The following is a 16040-nucleotide window of genomic DNA, read 5'->3' as shown; positions in this document are numbered from 1 at the left end:
CCCGACCGCATCGTCGCCACCGGCGACCTCGCCGCCCGCGACCTCGACTGGGCCAACCGATACACCGTCGACGACATGGTCCGCACCGGCTGGCACGCCCGCCAAAGCACCCAGACCTGACTCCTGGTCCGCGCGACGCGCACGCCTCCCGTGCGGCGCGGCTCAGCCGGCGCGATCCGCGAGACGGGCGCGCAGTCCGTCGAGCAGCATGCGCAGACCCCATTCGAACGCCTCGTCGCGACGTCCCCGGGGCGGCAGCGGAGCCGCGAGGGCCCGGCTGAGCACGGGCACGTCGTCGGTCGCGGTCCACGCCTCCGCCGGGCTGGCGAGGTCGAGCCCGAAGCCGAACGCGAACGCGTCGATCACGCTCAGCGCGATCACGAGCTCGTCGTCGCGGAAGCCGCCGCGGACGAGCGCCGCGGCGATCTGCTCGTACCAGAGCAACGAGCGCCGGTCGACGACGGTCTTGCCGGAGAGGAGCGGCACGAGGAGGGGGTGCTCGCCGTACATCCGGCGCTGCACGCGCAACGCCTCCGCGACCGCGTGGTCCCAGTCGCCCTCCGCCATGCGCGGCGCATAGCGCTCCGCGAACCGGCCGCGCATGAGCTCGACGATCTCGTCCAGGCCCGACACGTGGTGGTACAGCGACGACGGCGTGACGCCCAGATGACGAGCGACCGCGTTGACGCCGAACGGCCGCCCGGCGTCGACGAGCTCCATCGCGGCGTCGCCGATGCGGTCGGTCGACAGCAGCGGCGTGCGTGGTCGCGGCATCCGGTCGCCTCCGATCCCTCCGCACCAGTCTGCGTCAGAATCGGCCCTTCCCCTCGGAGCACCCACCGGGCATAATAAACCGAACACCATTTGATTATGGATCGCCGACGCCGTCGCTCGAGGCTCGCGTGCTGCGCACCGTCGTCGGGGGCAGACTCGCGTACGAGGCCGAGGACTGAGCGCGCGCCGCTCGCGCGCAGACACCGACACGCGAAACGAAGGAGAACCCATGGCCTGGCGCATGCCGTCCGAGACCGCCCCGCACGAGCGCACCTGGATGGCGTTCCCGAAGGAGGGCGTGACGCTCGGCGACGACGACGCCCAGCGCGAAGAGGGCTACGCGACCTGGACCGCCGTGGCGCACGCGGTGGCCGAGTTCGAGCCGGTCACCATGGTCGTCGACCCGGCCGAGACGGCCCGCGCCCGGCGCATGCTCGGCGGCCACGTCGAGATCCTCGAGGCGCCGGTCGACGAGTTCTGGATGCGCGACACCGGTCCGACCTTCGTCGTCGACGACGAGCGGCCCGGCGTGCTCGGCGCGGTGGACTGGGTGTTCAACGGCTGGGGCGCCCCCGCCTGGGCGCAGTGGCGGCTCTCCGCCGAGCACGCCCGCGTCGTCGCGCGGGCGACCGGCGCCGAGCTCGTCAGCTCGACGCTCGTGAACGAGGGCGGCGGCATCCACGTCGACGGCGAGGGCACGGTCCTCCTGACCGAGACCGTGCAGCTCGACCGGCGGCGCAATCCGTACCTGGACCGGGCCCGCGTGGAGGCGGAGCTCGCCCGCACGATCGGTGCGACCACGGCCGTGTGGCTCCCCCGCGGGCTCACGCGCGACTACGAGCAGTTCGGCACGAACGGCCACGTCGACATCGTCGCGACCCTCCCCTCGCCGGGCCGGGTCCTCCTGCACGCCCAGTCGGACCCCGCGCATCCCGACCACGCCGTGACGGCGGAGCTGCGAGCGTTCCTCTCCGGGCAGACGGATGCCGCCGGCCGCACGTTCGAGGTCGTCGACCTTCCCGCCCCCGCCACGCTGCGCGACGAGGAGGGCTTCGTGGACTGGAGCTACGTGAACCACCTCGTCGCGAACGACGGCGTGATCGCGTGCGGCTTCGGCGACGAGCACGCCGACACGCGGGCTCGCGAGATCCTCGCCGAGGCCTACCCCGGACGCCGCGTGGTGACCGTGGACGCGCGGCCGCTGTTCGCCCGCGGCGGCGGCATCCACTGCATCACCCAGCAGCAGCCCGCCCTCCCTAAGGTGGACGCATGACCTACGACGTCGTGGAGCGCTCGATCGCCGAACTGCGCGCCGCCCTGGAGAGCGGCGAGACCACGGCCGCCGAGCTCGTGGACGCCTACCTCGCGCGCATCGACGCCTACGACGCGCCGGGCACCGAGACGGCGCTCAACGCCGTGGTCGTCCGCAACCCGCACGCGCGCGCCGAGGCGGCGGCCTCGGACGATCGCCGCGCCCGCGGTGCGGTCCTGGGACCGCTCGACGGCATCCCGTACACGGCCAAGGACAGCTACCTGGTCCGCGGACTCACCGCCGCCTCGGGCTCGCCCGCGTTCGCGGAACTGGTCGCCCAGCGCGACGCCTTCACGATCGAGCGGCTCCGCGCCGCCGGCGCGATCTGCCTGGGGCTGACCAACATGCCTCCGATGGCCAACGGCGGCATGCAGCGCGGAGTCTACGGGCGGGCCGAGAGCCCCTACGACGCGGGGTACCTCACCGCGCCGTTCGCGTCCGGGTCGTCCAATGGGTCCGGCACGGCGACCGCCGCGTCGTTCGCGGCGTTCGGGCTCGGCGAGGAGACCTGGTCGAGCGGACGCGGACCCGCGACCAACAACGCCCTGTGCGCGTACACGCCCTCGCGGGGCGTCATCTCGGTGCGCGGCAACTGGCCGCTCGTCCCCACCATGGACGTCGTCGTCCCGCACACGCGCTCGATGGCCGACCTCCTCGAGGTGCTCGACGTCGTCGTCGCCGACGACGTCGAGAGCCGCGGCGACTTCTGGCGCGTCCAGCCCTGGGTGGCGCTGCCCGCGGCGTCCGCCGTGCGCCCGGCGTCGTATCCGGCGCTCGACGTCGCCGATGCCGCCGCCGGCGCCGCGGTGCTCGCGGGCGCACGCATCGGCATCCCGCGCATGTACATAGGCGCCGATGCCGAGGCCGGCACGGCCGAGAGTCCGGGCATCGGCGGACCCACCGGGCAGCGCATCGAGACCCGCCCCAGCGTCGTCGCCCGCTGGGAGGCCGCGCGCGCCGACCTCGAGCGCGCGGGCGCCGTCGTGGTCGAGGTGGACTTCCCCGTCGTGTCGAACTATGAGGGCGACCGCCCGGGTGCGCCGACGATCGCCACGCGCGGGCTCGTGTCGCCGGCGTACCTGAAGCGCGAGATCGTCGACCTGTCGGCGTGGGGCTGGGAGGACTTCCTGCGCGCCAACGGCGACCCCGCGCTGCACACGCTCGCCGACGTCGACGGCGCCGCGATCTTCCCGCACCCCGAGGGCGCGCTCCCCGACCGCTACACGGGCTTCGACGACGACATCGCCGAGTACCCCGAATGGGTCCGTGCGCATCCCGGTGCCGGTCTCGCCGACATGCCGGAACTGGCCGACGGCCTGCGCGGACTCGAGGAGACCCGTCGCCTCGACCTCGAGGCGTGGATGGACGAGCACGGTCTCGCCGCCGTGGTGTTCCCCGCCGTCGCCGACGTCGGTCCCGCCGACACCGACGTGAACGAGGCCTCCGCCGACCTCGCGTGGCGCAACGGCACCTGGATCGCGAACGGCAACCTCGCGATGCGCCACCTCGGCATCCCGAGCGTCACCGTGCCGATGGGCCTCATGGCCGACATCGGGATGCCGATCGGCCTGACCATCGTCGGCCGCGCCTACGACGACAGCGCGCTGCTGCGTCTGGCCTGCGCCTTCGAGGCGATCGGAGCGCCCGGCGCGCGTCGTACGGAGCCGCCCCGCACGCCCCGGCTCTGAGTCGCATCCCCTGCCTTCTCGCCGAGTCACTGTCTTCCCGTCGACTCACGTCGCTCCAGCGCAGTTAGTGGGAGCTGGGGCAGTGACTCGCGAGCGGGCGACGCTGCACACAGCCCTGCGCTCGCCGAGAGACCGCGTCAGCGGGGGCTACGCGCTCGCTCGGACGACGAGCGCCGCGGCGACGGTGTCGGTGGCCGGGGGCGCGTCCTGCTCGATGGCCGCCACGAGCCGGGCGACCGCGCGCGCGGCCAGCTGCGCGAAGTCCTGGCGGACCGTCGTCAGTGGCGGCTGGTAGTCGGCGCCGTCGGCGATGCCGTCGAAGCCGACCACCGCGACGTCGTCGGGCACGCGGCGCCCCGCCTCGGCGAGGGCGCGGAGCGCGCCGAGCGCCAACTGGTCGTTCGCGGCGAAGATCGCATCGGCGCCGGCGGCGACGAGCGCGCCGGCCCGGTCGTAGCCGGATGCCGCGGACCAGTCGCCGTGCGTCGGCGAGGGTGCGTCGAAGGCCGCCTCGGCGAGCGCCTCGCGCCAGCCGCGCTCGCGCTCGGCCGCGGCGAACGACCCGACCGGCCCGGCGAGGTGGTGGACGGAACGCCGCCCGAGCGCGATCAGGTGCGCCGTCGCGGCGCGCGCTCCCCCGGCGTGATCGGTCTGCACGATGGAGAACCGCGCGTCGGGCGGCGAGTCGACCACGACCAGGCGCAGATCGGCGGGGAGCGAGACCGCGCGAGCCAGGGTCGTGGCCTCGTTGAGGACGATCGCGCCGTCGACGCCCTGGTCACGGAGCCGGTCGAAGGCGTCGGCCACGGCATCCGCACCTCGCGCGAGCACCACGACGAGGGCGTAGCCGCGGTCGGACGCCGCCTCGGCGAGCGCCTCGAGCATGCGGGAGTTGCCGACCGTCTCGAGCGTGGCCACGACGACGCCGATCGTGCGGGTGCGCCCGGTCCGCAGCGCCCGCGCGGCGCGGTGCGGGCGGTAGCCGAGCTCGACCATGGCCCGCTCGACGCGCACGCGCGTCTTCTCCTCGACGTGCGGGCTGCCGTTGACGACGCGGCTGACGGTCTGGCCCGACACTCCGGCGCGCGCGGCGACGTGCGCCATCGATACCCGTCCCCCGCCGGCCGGCGTCTCCGGGCGCCGCTTCTCCTCGTGCTCGAGGCGAAGGAGGTCGCTCCTCACGTCACGTGCCACACCGGCTCCCTCGTCATGCGTCCTGAACTCAGACTTGTTGACGCTAACATAGCCCTCCTGCTACCGTGTTGACGTGAACATTTCTCAGAACGGTCCGGATTCTCCGGCCGAGGCGCTCGGCGCCGGTGTGATCAAGCGCGCCACGCGCCTCGCCGACGGCCGCGAGCTCATCTACTACGACGATCCGGGCTCCACGCTCGGCCCCGAGCGCGCGGTCGACGCGCGTGCGCTCGACCCGCGTCCCGGCACCGCGACGATGCGGCTGGACGTGCTCACCGGCGACTGGATCTCGGTGGCCGCCGCTCGGCAGAACCGTGCGTTCCTCCCGCCCGCCGAGCTCGACCCGCTCGCGCCGCAGACGGCGACCAATCCGTCCGAGATCCCGTCGCGCTACGACGTCGCGGTCTTCGAGAACCGCTCGCCCTCGTTCGGTCCCGCCCTCGCCGAGGCGCACGGCGACGCCCCTGCCGCCGCCGACCCGCCGCACGGGCTCGCCGACCTCGCCGAGCTCGGCCTCGGCCGCACGCGCACGAGCGCCGGCCGCTGCGAGGTCGTGTGCTTCAGCCCCGAGCACGAGGGGTCGTTCGGCACCCAGACCGTCACGCGCGCCCGCACCGTGATCGAGGCGTGGGCGGACCGCACCGCCGCGCTGTCGGCCCTCCCCGGCATCGAGCAGGTGTTCCCGTTCGAGAACCGCGGCGAGGCCATCGGTGTGACGCTCCCGCACCCGCACGGCCAGATCTACGGCTACCCGTACGTCACGCCCCGCACCGCGCGCACGCTCGACGCGATCGAACGCACCGGACCCGACCTGTTCGCACGCATCCTCGAGTTCGAGCAGGCGTCGGAGCGTGTGATCCTGCGCGGCGAGCACTGGACCGCGTTCGTGCCGTTCGCCGCCCGATGGCCCCTCGAGGTGCACGTCATGCCGCACCGGCACGTGGCCGATCTCGCCGAGACGACGGATGCCGAGCGCGACGAGCTCGCTCCCCTCTACCTGCGCCTCCTCCGCGGCGTCGACGCGCTGTACGACACGCCGACGCCGTACATCGCGGCCTGGCATCAGGCGCCGGTGCACGTCGCGCGCGACACGATGCGCCTGCACCTGCAGCTCACCTCGCCGCGCCGCGCGGCCGACAAGCTCAAGTTCCTCGCCGGCTCGGAGGCCGCCATGGGCGCCTGGATCGGCGACGTGCCGCCCGAGACGTCCGCCGCCCGCCTGCGCGACGCGGTCGAGGGGGTGGCGGCGTGAGCGCGGTCGGCGCGGCGCGCGCGCTCCTCGTCGAGCTCACCGGCACCGAGCCGGACGGCACGTGGTCGGCACCCGGCCGGGCGAACCTCATCGGCGAGCACACCGACTACAACGACGGCTTCGTCTTCCCCTTCGCGATCGGCGAGCGCACGCACGTCGCCCTGCGCCACCGCGACGACGGCCGCATCCGCGTCGTCTCGACCTTCGACGCCGACCCCGTCGAGGTGGCGCTGACCGACCTCGACGGCCTGTTCCCGGCGCGCCGCGACGACGTCGCGGAGTGGGCGCGCTACCCGCTCGGGGTGGCGTGGGCGCTGATCCAGGCGTCCGGCGCGGATGCCGTGACTCTCGGCGGTGTCGACCTCGCCTTCGCCTCCGACGTGCCGGTGGGCGCCGGGCTCTCGTCGTCGGCCGCGATCGAGGGGGCCACGGCATCCGCCCTGAACGACGTGTGGGGTCTGGGCATGGGCCGCGTCGCGCTCGCGACCGCCGGCACGCGCGCCGAGAACGAGGCCGTGGGCGCCCCGACCGGCGTCATGGACCAGCTCGCGTCGATGCTCGGCGAGGCGGATGCCGCGATCTTCCTCGACTGCCGGAGCCTCGAGACCGAGGTGGTCGAGCTCGGCTTCGGCCCCGCGGGCCTGACGCTGCTGGTCATCGACACCGGCGTGAAGCACGCGCACTCGACCGGCGGCTACGGCGAGCGCCGCGCCGCGTGCGAGCGCGGCGCGGCGGTCATGGGCGTGCCGGCGCTGCGCGACCTCTCCGTCGACGACCTGCCGCGTGCGCAGGAACTGCTCGACGACGTCACGTTCCGCCGCGTGCGCCACATCGTGACCGAGAACCAGCGCGTGCTCGACACGGTGCAGACGCTCCGCGCGCACGGCCCGCGCGCGATCGGCGGCCTGCTGGATGCCTCGCACGCGTCGATGCGCGACGACTTCGAGATCTCGGTGCCCGAGCTCGACCTCGCGGTCGACACCTCGCGGGCGACCGGCGCGATCGGCGCGCGCATGACCGGCGGCGGCTTCGGCGGCGCGGCGATCGCGCTCGTGCCCGACGAGCACGTCGAGGCGGTGGCCTCCGCCGTCACGGCGTCGTTCGCCGACGCCGGCTTCGCCGCGCCGCACGTCTTCCCGGTCGCGGCCTCCCGAGGCGCCGGCCGCGACGCCTGACCGCGCCCCGGCTGCGGATGGGCACGCGCGACGGGCTAGCGGAGAGCGGGACGGGATGCCACCCCCTGGCATCGCGGCGACGGCTTCCCGTAGCGTCGACGATGGGTGAGGCATCCGTCCCCCGCCCGTCAGGAGCAACCATGGCCTACATCACGGTCGCGACCGAGAACTCGGTCGACATCGAACTGTCCTACACCGACCAGGGGTCCGGTCAGCCGGTCGTCCTGATCCACGGCTTCCCACTCGACGGCGAGTCGTGGGGCAAGCAGCAGGCGGCGCTGCTCGACGCCGGCCACCGCGTCGTCGCCTACGACCGGCGCGGATTCGGCGACTCGACCAAGGCCGGCTCCGGCTACGACTACGACACGTTCGCCGCCGACCTGCACGCGCTCATGGAGGAGCTCGACCTGCGCGACGCGGTGCTCGTCGGCTTCTCGATGGGCACCGGCGAGATCGCGCGCTATCTCTCCCGCTACGGCGCGGAGCGCGTCGCGAAGGCGGCGTTCCTCGGCTCGCTCGAGCCCTACCTGCTGATCACCGACGAGCATCCGGACGGCGCCGGCCCGCAGGAGTTCTTCGACGGCATCCGCGCCGACGTCCTGAAGGACCGGTACGCGTTCCTGACCGGGTTCTTCCAAGACTTCTACAACCTCGACGAGAACCTCGGCACGCGCATCTCGGACGAGGCGCTCGCGGCGAGCGTCGCGACGGGCAACCGGGCCGGCAACACCGCGATCGCGGCCGCGCCGCTGACGTGGCCGACCGACTTCCGCGACGACATCCCGGCGATCACGGTGCCCGCGCTCATCCTGCACGGCACCGCCGACAACGTGCTGCCGATCGACAAGACGGCCCGCAAGTTCCGCGAGCTCCTCCCCGAGGCGACCTACGTCGAGATCGAGGGAGCGCCGCACGGCCTGCTGTGGACGCACGGAGACGAGGTCAACGAGGCGCTGCTCGCGTTCCTGCGCGACTGACGCGCTCCGTCGCACACGACGACGAGACGCCCCGGCCCTCCGCGGAGGATCGGGGCGTCTCGGTCTGCCGGAAGCCCGGTCAGCGGGTCGCGTTCTCGATGAGCTCGACGATCTCGGCGCGCGGCAGCGGGAAGCCGTCGAGGCGATCGAGGGGGAAGTTGCCGATGACGGGCAGCAGCGACATGTCCCCGCCGAACTTGGCCTGGATCTTCTCGAGCAGCACCGGTCCCGCAACGGGGTGCTCGAGCGCCTCCTCGATCGACGAGGCCATGCTCAGCGGGAGCTCCACCGCGTCCCCGTCGACGGCGACCGACGTGCGGGTGCGGAGGTCCCGGCTGGAGGCACCCGCCTCGACGGCGTACTCGCCGCCCTCGACGATCCACCCGTCGACGCGGACGTCCCAATAGGCCAGGTCGGAGCGGCGGATCGTGAGCACGACATCGGCGGACTCGCCCGGCTGCAGGTCGACCAGCGCGAACGCCTTGAGCTCGCGCGGCGCGCGCGCCACGACGGACTGCTCGAGCGAGGTGTAGACCTGCACGATCTCGCGGCCGGCGACGTCGCCGGTGTTGGTCACCGGCACGGTGACGGCGATGTCGCCGTCCTCGCCGACGGATGCCGCGGCGTCACCGTACGCGAAGGTCGTGTACGACAGTCCGTGGCCGAACGGGAAGCCGACGTCGAGGCCGCGCTTGTCGTACCAGCGGTAGCCCACGAAGACGCCCTCGCCGTAGCGGGTGTGGCCGAGCTCGCCCGGGAAGTTCTCGTACGACGGGTTGTCCTCCAGGCGGAGCGGAACGGTCTCGGTGAGCTTGGCGGACGGGTTGACCGCGCCGAACAGCACGTCCGCCGTCGCCGAGCCGCCGGCCTGGCCGAGCAGCCAGCCTTCGAGGATCGCCGGCACCGTGTCGCGGAACGGAACGGCGACCACGCCACCGTTGGAGAGGACGACCACCGTGCGCGGGTTCACCGCGAGCACGGCGTCGACGAGCGCGAGCTGCGCGGCCGATAGGTCGATGTGCGTGCGGTCGAAGCCCTCAGACTCCTCCGCCGCCGGCACGCCGAGGAACAGCACCGCCGTGTCGGCCGCGGCCGCTGCGGCGACGGCCTCGTCGCGGAGCGCGTCGGCGTCGCCTTCGCCGTCGAGCGTGAACCCGGCGGCGAAGGCGACGTCGCCCGACGCCTGCTCACGGATCGCGTCGAGCGCATTGTCGACGCGGGTCGGGTTGATCTGCGACGACCCGGCGCCCTGGAAACGCGGGGTACGGGCGAACTCGCCGATCACGGCGACCGAGCCGGCCGGGTCGAGCGGCAGCAGCCCGCCCTCGTTGCGCAGCAGCACGATCGACCGTCCGGCGGCCTCACGGGCCAGCGCGTGGTGCGCGTCGACGTCGAGCGGCCCCTCCACGTCCGGACGCTCCCCGGCCTTCCGCACCAGGTCGAGCACACGGTCGGCCGCGATGTCGAGGTACCTCTCGTCGAGCTCGCCGGCCTGCACCGCGGCCACCAGCTGGGCGTCGGTGCGTCCGCTGCTGGTCGGCATCTCCAGATCCAGGCCCGCCGGGAGCCCCACGACGCGGTCGTTGACGGCGCCCCAGTCCGAGACGACCAGGCCCTCGAAGCCCCACTCGTCGCGCAGCACCTGCGTGAGCAGCCACGGGTCCTCCGAGGCGTACACGCCGTTGATCTTGTTGTACGAGCACATGACCGTCCACGGCTGCGTCTCGGCCACGATGTGGTGGAACGCGCGCAGGTAGATCTCCCGCAGCGGCCGCGCGTCGACGTCGCTCGACGACCGCAGGCGGTCGGTCTCCTGGTTGTTGGCGGCGAAGTGCTTCAGCGACGCGCCGACTCCCTTCGACTGGATGCCGCGGACCAGACCCGCGCCCATCACACCGGACACGATCGGATCCTCCGACATGTACTCGAAGTTGCGACCGCACAGCGGCGACCGCTTGATGTTCACGCCCGGGCCGAGGATGACCGCGACGTCCTCGATCGCCGACTCCACGCCCAGCGCCTCGCCCACCCGCTCGGCCAGAGCGGCATCCCACGACGCCGCGAGCCCGACCGCCGGCGGGAAGCACGTGGCCGGGATGCTGTTGGCGAGTCCCAGGTGGTCGGTCGCGCCGCCCTGCTTGCGCAGGCCGTGCGGGCCGTCGGTCATCAGGATCGACGGCACGCCGACCCGTTCGACGGGCTTGGTGGTCCAGAAGTCACGCCCGCTGGTGAGCGACGCCTTCTCCTCGAGGGTGAGATCGGCAGCAGTGGTCATGGAAAGTCCCTTCTCGACTTCGTCGGCGTTCGGGCGCGCACGGCGGACGATCGCCAGTGCGCTCCGAAAACCCTATCGAGTCGGTGTTTGGCCCGACAAGCTTCGGATCTGAGAAGAAACTCGGCTACGATCGTCGGGCGCGTGGCACCCGAAATCACGCTTTGCTTGCGATAACACAGAAACCTGAGTGTTTGTTGCGCATGGAAACCTCATCCAGCTAGGTTTAAGGCCGACGAGCGCGCAGCCCGGGAACCCGTTGATCGGGTCGAGTCCCGGGAACACCGCAAGTGCACACGAATAACCCCCGCCAAAGGAGGCAGGAGCACATGAGTTCAGTCAGCGGATCCGCTGCGGGCAACCCCTCGGGCATGACAGCCGCGAGCCGGGTCGCTTCACACGAGCATCACTGGTTCAAGGAACCCACCGAGCCGGCCCCGAAGAGCTACGTGACATGGCTGCTCCTGGCGCAGCTGTTCTTCTTCATCGCCCTGCTCGGCCCGGCCATCGTCGGTATCGGCATCAAGATCCAGGACCTCGTCCACGCGGGCGCGATCGCCGAGAACGGCGCGACGGCCGCCGCCGGCGTGCTCGGCGGCGTCGGCGCCCTGTTCGCCACCATCGCCAACGTGATCTTCGGCAAGGTCTCCGACCGCACCACCTCGCGCTGGGGTCGTCGCCGCATCTGGATCGTGCTCGGCACCGTCATCATGACGATCGCCTTCGTCATCATGGCGCTCGCCCCGAGCCTGCTGATGGCGACCGTCGGATGGGCGCTCGCCCAGCTCGGTGCGAACATGACGCTCGCGCCGTTCATCGCCACGATCGCCGACCACGTGCCGAAGTTCCAGCGCGGCAAGATCACCGCCGCCCTGGGCATCGCGCAGAACGTCGGCATCCTCGGCGGCACGTACGTCGCCGAGTTCTTCGCCGACCAGCTGTTCATCATGTTCGTCGCTCCGTCGATCCTCGCGATCGTCGTGATGATCATCTTCGCGTTCGTGCTGCCCGACCAGGTCCTGCCGGTCAAGCCGGAGCGTCAGACCTTCCGCGAGGTCATCGAGACCTTCTGGGTCAGCCCGGTCAAGCACCCCGACTACGCGCTGGCCTGGTGGTCGCGCTTCCTGATCACGTTCGCGAGCTTCGGCTTCACCGCGTTCCGCTACTTCTACCTCCTGAACCACATCGAGGTCCCCGAGGAGCAGATTCCGTCGGTGATCTCGACCAGCGTGCTGATCTACACGATCGCGCTCGTCATCGTCAGCTACGCCTCCGGCTGGCTGTCCGACAAGCTCGGCCGACGCAAGGTCTTCGTCTGGAGCTCGACCGCGCTGTTCGCGATCGGCACCACCGCGCTGATCTTCGTCGAGGACGTGCAGACCTTCTTCCTCCTCGAGCTGCTCCTCGGCATCGCGTACGGCATGTACGTCGGCGTCGACATGGCCCTCGTGGTCGACGTGCTGCCCAACCCGGACGACTCGGGCAAGGACCTCGGCGTGTTCAACATCGCCAACGCCCTGCCGCAGACCTTCGCCCCGATGATCGGCGCGATCATGGTCTACATCAACGACCCGACCGGAAACAACTACGGGTTGTGGTTCTCGATCTGCGGTGCGGCCTGCCTCATCGGCGCGGTCGTGATCTTCCCGATCAAGACGGTGAAATAGCCCGTCGCACAGACAGGACCCGAAGCGGTCGGCCGGAGACGGCCGGCCGCTTCGGCGTTGTGCACCGCGCGGTCCCGCACGAACGAGTCCGGCCGCCCTCGGGATCGAGGGCGGCCGGATTCGGGTCGGTATGCGTGCAGGATCAGCCGTGGTCGGCCTTGCGGCTCCCCGCCTCGAGCACGTCGCCGGCGGCGCGCTCCTGGTGGCCGCCGAACTGCAGGCGCATCGCCGAGAGCACCTGGTTGGCGAAGCGGTCCTCGTCGCGCGACGCGAAGCGCTCGAAGAGCGATGCCGCGAGCACCGGCACCGGCACGCCGATGTCGACGGCGGCCTTGACCGTCCAGCGACCCTCGCCCGAGTCGGAGACGCGGCCGGCGAGCCCGTCGAGCGTGGGGTTCGCCTCGAGCGCTGCCGCGGTGAGGTCGAGCAGCCACGACGAGACCACGGACCCGCGGCGCCACAGCTCGGTGACCTTCGCGGTGTCGATCGGGAACTGGTAGTACTCGGGCTCCTCCAGCGGCGCCACCTCGGCCGAGTGCTCGGCCTCGCGCACCCCGGCGTCGGCGTTGTCGAGGATGTTGAGGCCCTCCGCGAAGGCGGCCATGATCCCGTACTCGATGCCGTTGTGCACCATCTTCACGAAGTGGCCGGCGCCGGTCGGACCGCAGTGCAGATAGCCCTGCTCCTCGGGCGCGAGGTCGCCCGTGCGCCCGGGGGTCCGCTCGATCTCGCCCGCGCCGGGCGCGATCGTCCGCAGGATCGGGTCGATGTGCGAGACGGCATCCGCCGGCCCGCCGATCATGAGGCAGTAGCCGCGCTCGAGGCCGAAGACGCCGCCGGACGTGCCGATGTCGAGGTAGTTGATGCCGCGCTCGCGCAGGGCGGCGCCGCGGCGCACGTCGTCGCGGTAGTTCGAGTTGCCGCCGTCGATCAGGATGTCGCCGGGCTCGAGCAGCTCCGCGATCTCGTCGACGATGCCGCCGGTGAGCGACGCCGGGACCATGAGCCACACCACGCGGGGGCCGTCGAGCTTCGAGACGAGGTCGGCGTAGCTGTCGGCGCCGGTGGCGCCCTCCTCCACGAGCGCCGCCACCGAGGCGGGGCTCACGTCGTAGACGACGCAGTCGTGCCCTCCGCGCATGAGGCGGCGCACGATGTTCGCCCCCATCCGTCCCAGACCGATCATCGCGAGCTGCATGGCGAGTTCCTCCTCGTTCGACGCACGTGCCTCCGGCTGATCCGAGCGGCGGCCGGATCGCGGATGCGCGGTCCGGCGGCCTCGGCGGGCAGCCGCCTCGCGAAGTCCGCGAGCGCGTCGAGCGAGCCCTGACGCACACCCAGCGTGCCCGACCGATGCCATCCCGGTCAAGGGAACGGAGGAACCGTGCGCCTCGCCGGCTCCGCCTCGCCCGCGGCCCCGCCGGGGTCGGTCAGGGAACCCGGTGCAGCCACTCTTCGGTGGCGAACTTCGAGGCCACGAGCGCCTCGGCCTCGGCGTACTCGTCGGCCGTGATCCGGCCCGGAACGGCGCCGTATAGTCGCGTGAACGTGTCCTTGAGACGCTCCAGGATCGCCTCGCGCGGCAGGCCGGTCTGGCGCCGGAGCGGGTCGACGCGCTTGGCGGCCGAGACCGTGCCCTTGTCGCTGAGCTTCTCGCGCCCGATGCGGAGCACCTCCGTCATCACCTGGCCATCCATGTCGTAGCTGAGCGTCGCGTGGTGCAGCACGCCGCCGCCCGCCAGGCGCTTCTGCGCGGCCCCGCCGATCTTCCCCTCCGGCGAGGCGATGTCGTTGAGCGGCTGGTACGTGGCCTCGATGCCGAGGGAGCGCAGGGCCTGCAGCACCCAGTCGTCGAGGAACGCGTACGAGTCGGCGAACGTGAGCCCGGCGACGAGGGATGCCGGCACGTACAGCGAGTAGGTCACGATGGCATCCGCCGCCATGAGCATGGCCCCGCCGCCGGAGATGCGGCGGACGACGTCGAAGCCGTGCCGCGCGGCCCCCTCGGGGTCGACCTCGTTGCGGTACGACTGGAACGAGCCGATCACGACGGCGGACTCGTTCCACTCCCAGATGCGCAGGGTCGGGCGGCGGCGGCCGTCGCCCACGCGCGCGGTGAGCACCTCGTCGAGGGCGAGGTTCATGCGCGGCGACACGGCGCGCTCGTGCACGATCTCCCACTCCAGGTCGCGCCAGTCCGGCGCCGTGACGAGCGCGCGGCGCACGGCGACACCCACCGACTCGGGCGTGAAGCCGAGCAGCTGGGCCCCCTCGGGAAGGGCCGCGCGGACGGCGGCGGCGATCGTGGCGACGTCGGCCGTGGCAGGCAGGCCCGTCACGGCGGCGTCGATGTCGGCGAGCGCCTCGTCGGGTTCGAGGAAGAAGTCGCCCGCCAGCCGGAACGCGGCGATGCGGCCGTCGCGCTCCTCGAGGTCGACCACGACCAGCTTGCCCCCGGGGACTTTGTACTCGCCATGCATGGCCCCAGCCTACGGCGGCGGGGCGCGCGGACGCCGCTGTGGAACGACCTACGCGGCGTCCCACCAGTCGAGCACGCGCGTGCCGATGAGCGTGAGCCATCTGGACCGCTGCCCCTCGGGGACGTCGACGTCGAACCAGGTGCGGCCTGCGAGCGGCGTCGTCTGCAGCCACGTGCCGTCCGGCTGCCTGGCCGCGCGCACGACCTCGATCGCGTCGGCCAGGCGCGGATCGGGCGGGGTCGCCTCCCACAGCGCCGCGTCGCGGAAGTGGTCGAGCGCCGTCAGCGCGCTGTAGCGCCACCGGCTCGGGTGGACGAAGCGCGTGACGAAGTCCCCGACGAGCTCTCCCGACGTGAGCCGGTACAGGAGCCGTCGCTGCAGCAGGTACTCCTCGCCGCCGTGCCGCGCCTCGCGCAGGCCGGCGTCGCCGGTGAGTCGCTCGTAGGCGAGCATGCCGCGCACGGCGTTGAGCGTCGAGTGGAACGACGAGCGGACCGAGTCGCCCTCCTCCGCCTCGCAGTTCCACCCGCCGTCGGCGAGGCGATGAGCCGGGAACCACGCGGCGAGCTCGGAGACGTCGGCCCCGAGCCACGCGCCGGCGGCGAGCGTGTAGGAGTTGATGCACACGTCGACCTCGCCGCCCCAGTACGGCAGGTCGTCGTAGTCCCAGCGGCTATTGACCGCGAGCTTGTCCGCCGTGCCGGCGAGCACGGCCGCGTCGAGCCCCCACTCGCGGAGATCCCTGAGCGACCACGTCGTCGCGACCCACGGCTGCCCGGGAGCTTTCGCCTCCTCGCCGTCGAAGAAGCCGGCCGGGAAGAACGACCCGCCGGCCCATTGACCGTCGGCATCCTGCCGGGCGAGCAGCGCAGCCCCGAAGCCCTCGGTCGCGACACGCGCGCGCGTCGCCTCCCAGGTCTCGGCCGGGGCGTGCGCGACGTCGCGCTCCACCTGCCATCGCAGGGCCGGGTCGGAGTCGAGCAGCCATTCGAGCACGCGCGGTTCGACGGTCATGCCCGCACGCTACCCCCGGCATCCGACGTCGCTCGCCCGGCGCCCCCGCGAGACTCCGACCACGCGTCGAGACTGCACGCTGGGCACGCAGTCTCGACGCACCGATGGAGTCGCGGATGCGGGGGTGCGACGGGCGGGGGCGGATGCCGTCGGGTCAGGGCGTGCGGGCGGGGAAGCGCGCGTCGAGCCACGCCACGATGTCGGCGCGCACGTCGTCCTGCACGACCTCGTTGAG

The 16040-nt window shown here is 72.4% G+C and carries 12 protein-coding genes and 1 pseudogene; 7 read left to right on the top strand and 6 right to left on the bottom strand.

The annotated features are described in order from the left end of the window. Window positions 1-120: pseudogene (locus tag WML84_RS06200) on the top strand (UDP-glucose 4-epimerase GalE); the annotation flags it as partial. Between the two features lie 42 nt (window positions 121-162). On the opposite strand, the gene WML84_RS06195 reads toward WML84_RS06200, so the two are convergent. Continuing rightward, the gene (locus tag WML84_RS06195) at window positions 163-774 is read right to left on the bottom strand and encodes a TetR/AcrR family transcriptional regulator C-terminal domain-containing protein (protein ID WP_347345271.1); all 612 of its coding nucleotides are present in this window, start codon (window positions 772-774) and stop codon (window positions 163-165) included. Window positions 775-1003: 229 nt separating this feature from the next. On the opposite strand from WML84_RS06195, the gene WML84_RS06190 reads away from it, so the two are divergent. Then, on the top strand, window positions 1004-2047 hold the full coding sequence (locus WML84_RS06190; protein WP_347345270.1) for an agmatine deiminase family protein: 1044 nt from the start codon (window positions 1004-1006) through the stop codon (window positions 2045-2047). Then, on the top strand, window positions 2044-3774 hold the full coding sequence (locus tag WML84_RS06185; protein ID WP_347345269.1) for an amidase: 1731 nt from the start codon (window positions 2044-2046) through the stop codon (window positions 3772-3774). Before WML84_RS06190 ends, WML84_RS06185 begins: the two co-directional genes overlap by 4 nt. Window positions 3775-3921: 147 nt before the next feature. On the opposite strand, the gene WML84_RS06180 is transcribed toward WML84_RS06185, so the two are convergent. Continuing rightward, window positions 3922-4878 (bottom strand): LacI family DNA-binding transcriptional regulator, encoded by a 957-nt coding sequence (locus tag WML84_RS06180; protein WP_347345268.1) that lies wholly within the window; start codon window positions 4876-4878, stop codon window positions 3922-3924. 163 nt (window positions 4879-5041) lie between these two features. On the opposite strand from WML84_RS06180, the gene galT reads away from it, so the two are divergent. The 3 genes from galT to WML84_RS06165 all read left to right on the top strand — a co-directional run bounded on the left by galT (window position 5042) and on the right by WML84_RS06165 (window position 8372). After that, complete coding sequence (gene galT / locus WML84_RS06175; RefSeq protein WP_347345267.1) at window positions 5042-6220, top strand: galactose-1-phosphate uridylyltransferase; 1179 nt, start codon at window positions 5042-5044, stop codon at window positions 6218-6220. Continuing rightward, window positions 6217-7395, top strand: coding sequence for a galactokinase (gene galK, locus WML84_RS06170; RefSeq protein WP_347345266.1), 1179 nt, complete (start codon window positions 6217-6219; stop codon window positions 7393-7395). The genes galT and galK overlap by 4 nt, the downstream gene beginning before the upstream one ends. A 140-nt stretch (window positions 7396-7535) precedes the next feature. Continuing rightward, window positions 7536-8372 carry an alpha/beta hydrolase gene (locus WML84_RS06165; protein WP_347345265.1) on the top strand — a complete coding sequence of 279 codons (837 nt, stop codon included), beginning with the start codon at window positions 7536-7538 and terminating at the stop codon, window positions 8370-8372. A 79-nt stretch (window positions 8373-8451) separates the two neighbouring features. On the opposite strand, the gene WML84_RS06160 is transcribed toward WML84_RS06165, so the two are convergent. Further along, window positions 8452-10647: a glycoside hydrolase family 3 C-terminal domain-containing protein gene (locus WML84_RS06160; RefSeq protein ID WP_347345264.1), complete on the bottom strand. Its 2196-nt coding sequence runs from the start codon at window positions 10645-10647 to the stop codon at window positions 8452-8454. Window positions 10648-10973: 326 nt separating this feature from the next. On the opposite strand from WML84_RS06160, the gene WML84_RS06155 reads away from it, so the two are divergent. Continuing rightward, window positions 10974-12311: an MFS transporter gene (locus WML84_RS06155; RefSeq protein WP_347345263.1), complete on the top strand. Its 1338-nt coding sequence runs from the start codon at window positions 10974-10976 to the stop codon at window positions 12309-12311. 142 nt (window positions 12312-12453) lie between these two features. On the opposite strand, the gene gnd is transcribed toward WML84_RS06155, so the two are convergent. From gnd to WML84_RS06140, 3 genes are all read right to left on the bottom strand, one after another. After that, a complete protein-coding gene (gnd, locus tag WML84_RS06150; RefSeq protein ID WP_347345262.1) occupies window positions 12454-13509 on the bottom strand; it encodes a phosphogluconate dehydrogenase (NAD(+)-dependent, decarboxylating) in 1056 nt (351 codons plus the stop codon). A gap of 232 nt (window positions 13510-13741) precedes the next feature. Next, window positions 13742-14791, bottom strand: a complete 1050-nt coding sequence (locus tag WML84_RS06145) for a biotin/lipoate A/B protein ligase family protein (RefSeq protein WP_347345261.1) — start codon at window positions 14789-14791, stop codon at window positions 13742-13744. 48 nt (window positions 14792-14839) lie between these two features. Further along, window positions 14840-15805, bottom strand: coding sequence for a squalene cyclase (locus tag WML84_RS06140; protein WP_347345260.1), 966 nt, complete (start codon window positions 15803-15805; stop codon window positions 14840-14842). Between the last annotated feature and the right edge of the window lie 235 nt (window positions 15806-16040).

It is taken from the genome of Microbacterium sp. (genome assembly GCF_039812165.1).
Classification (GTDB): Bacteria; Actinomycetota; Actinomycetes; order Actinomycetales; family Microbacteriaceae; genus Microbacterium.
This window is presented reverse-complemented; position numbering and strand designations above follow the sequence as displayed.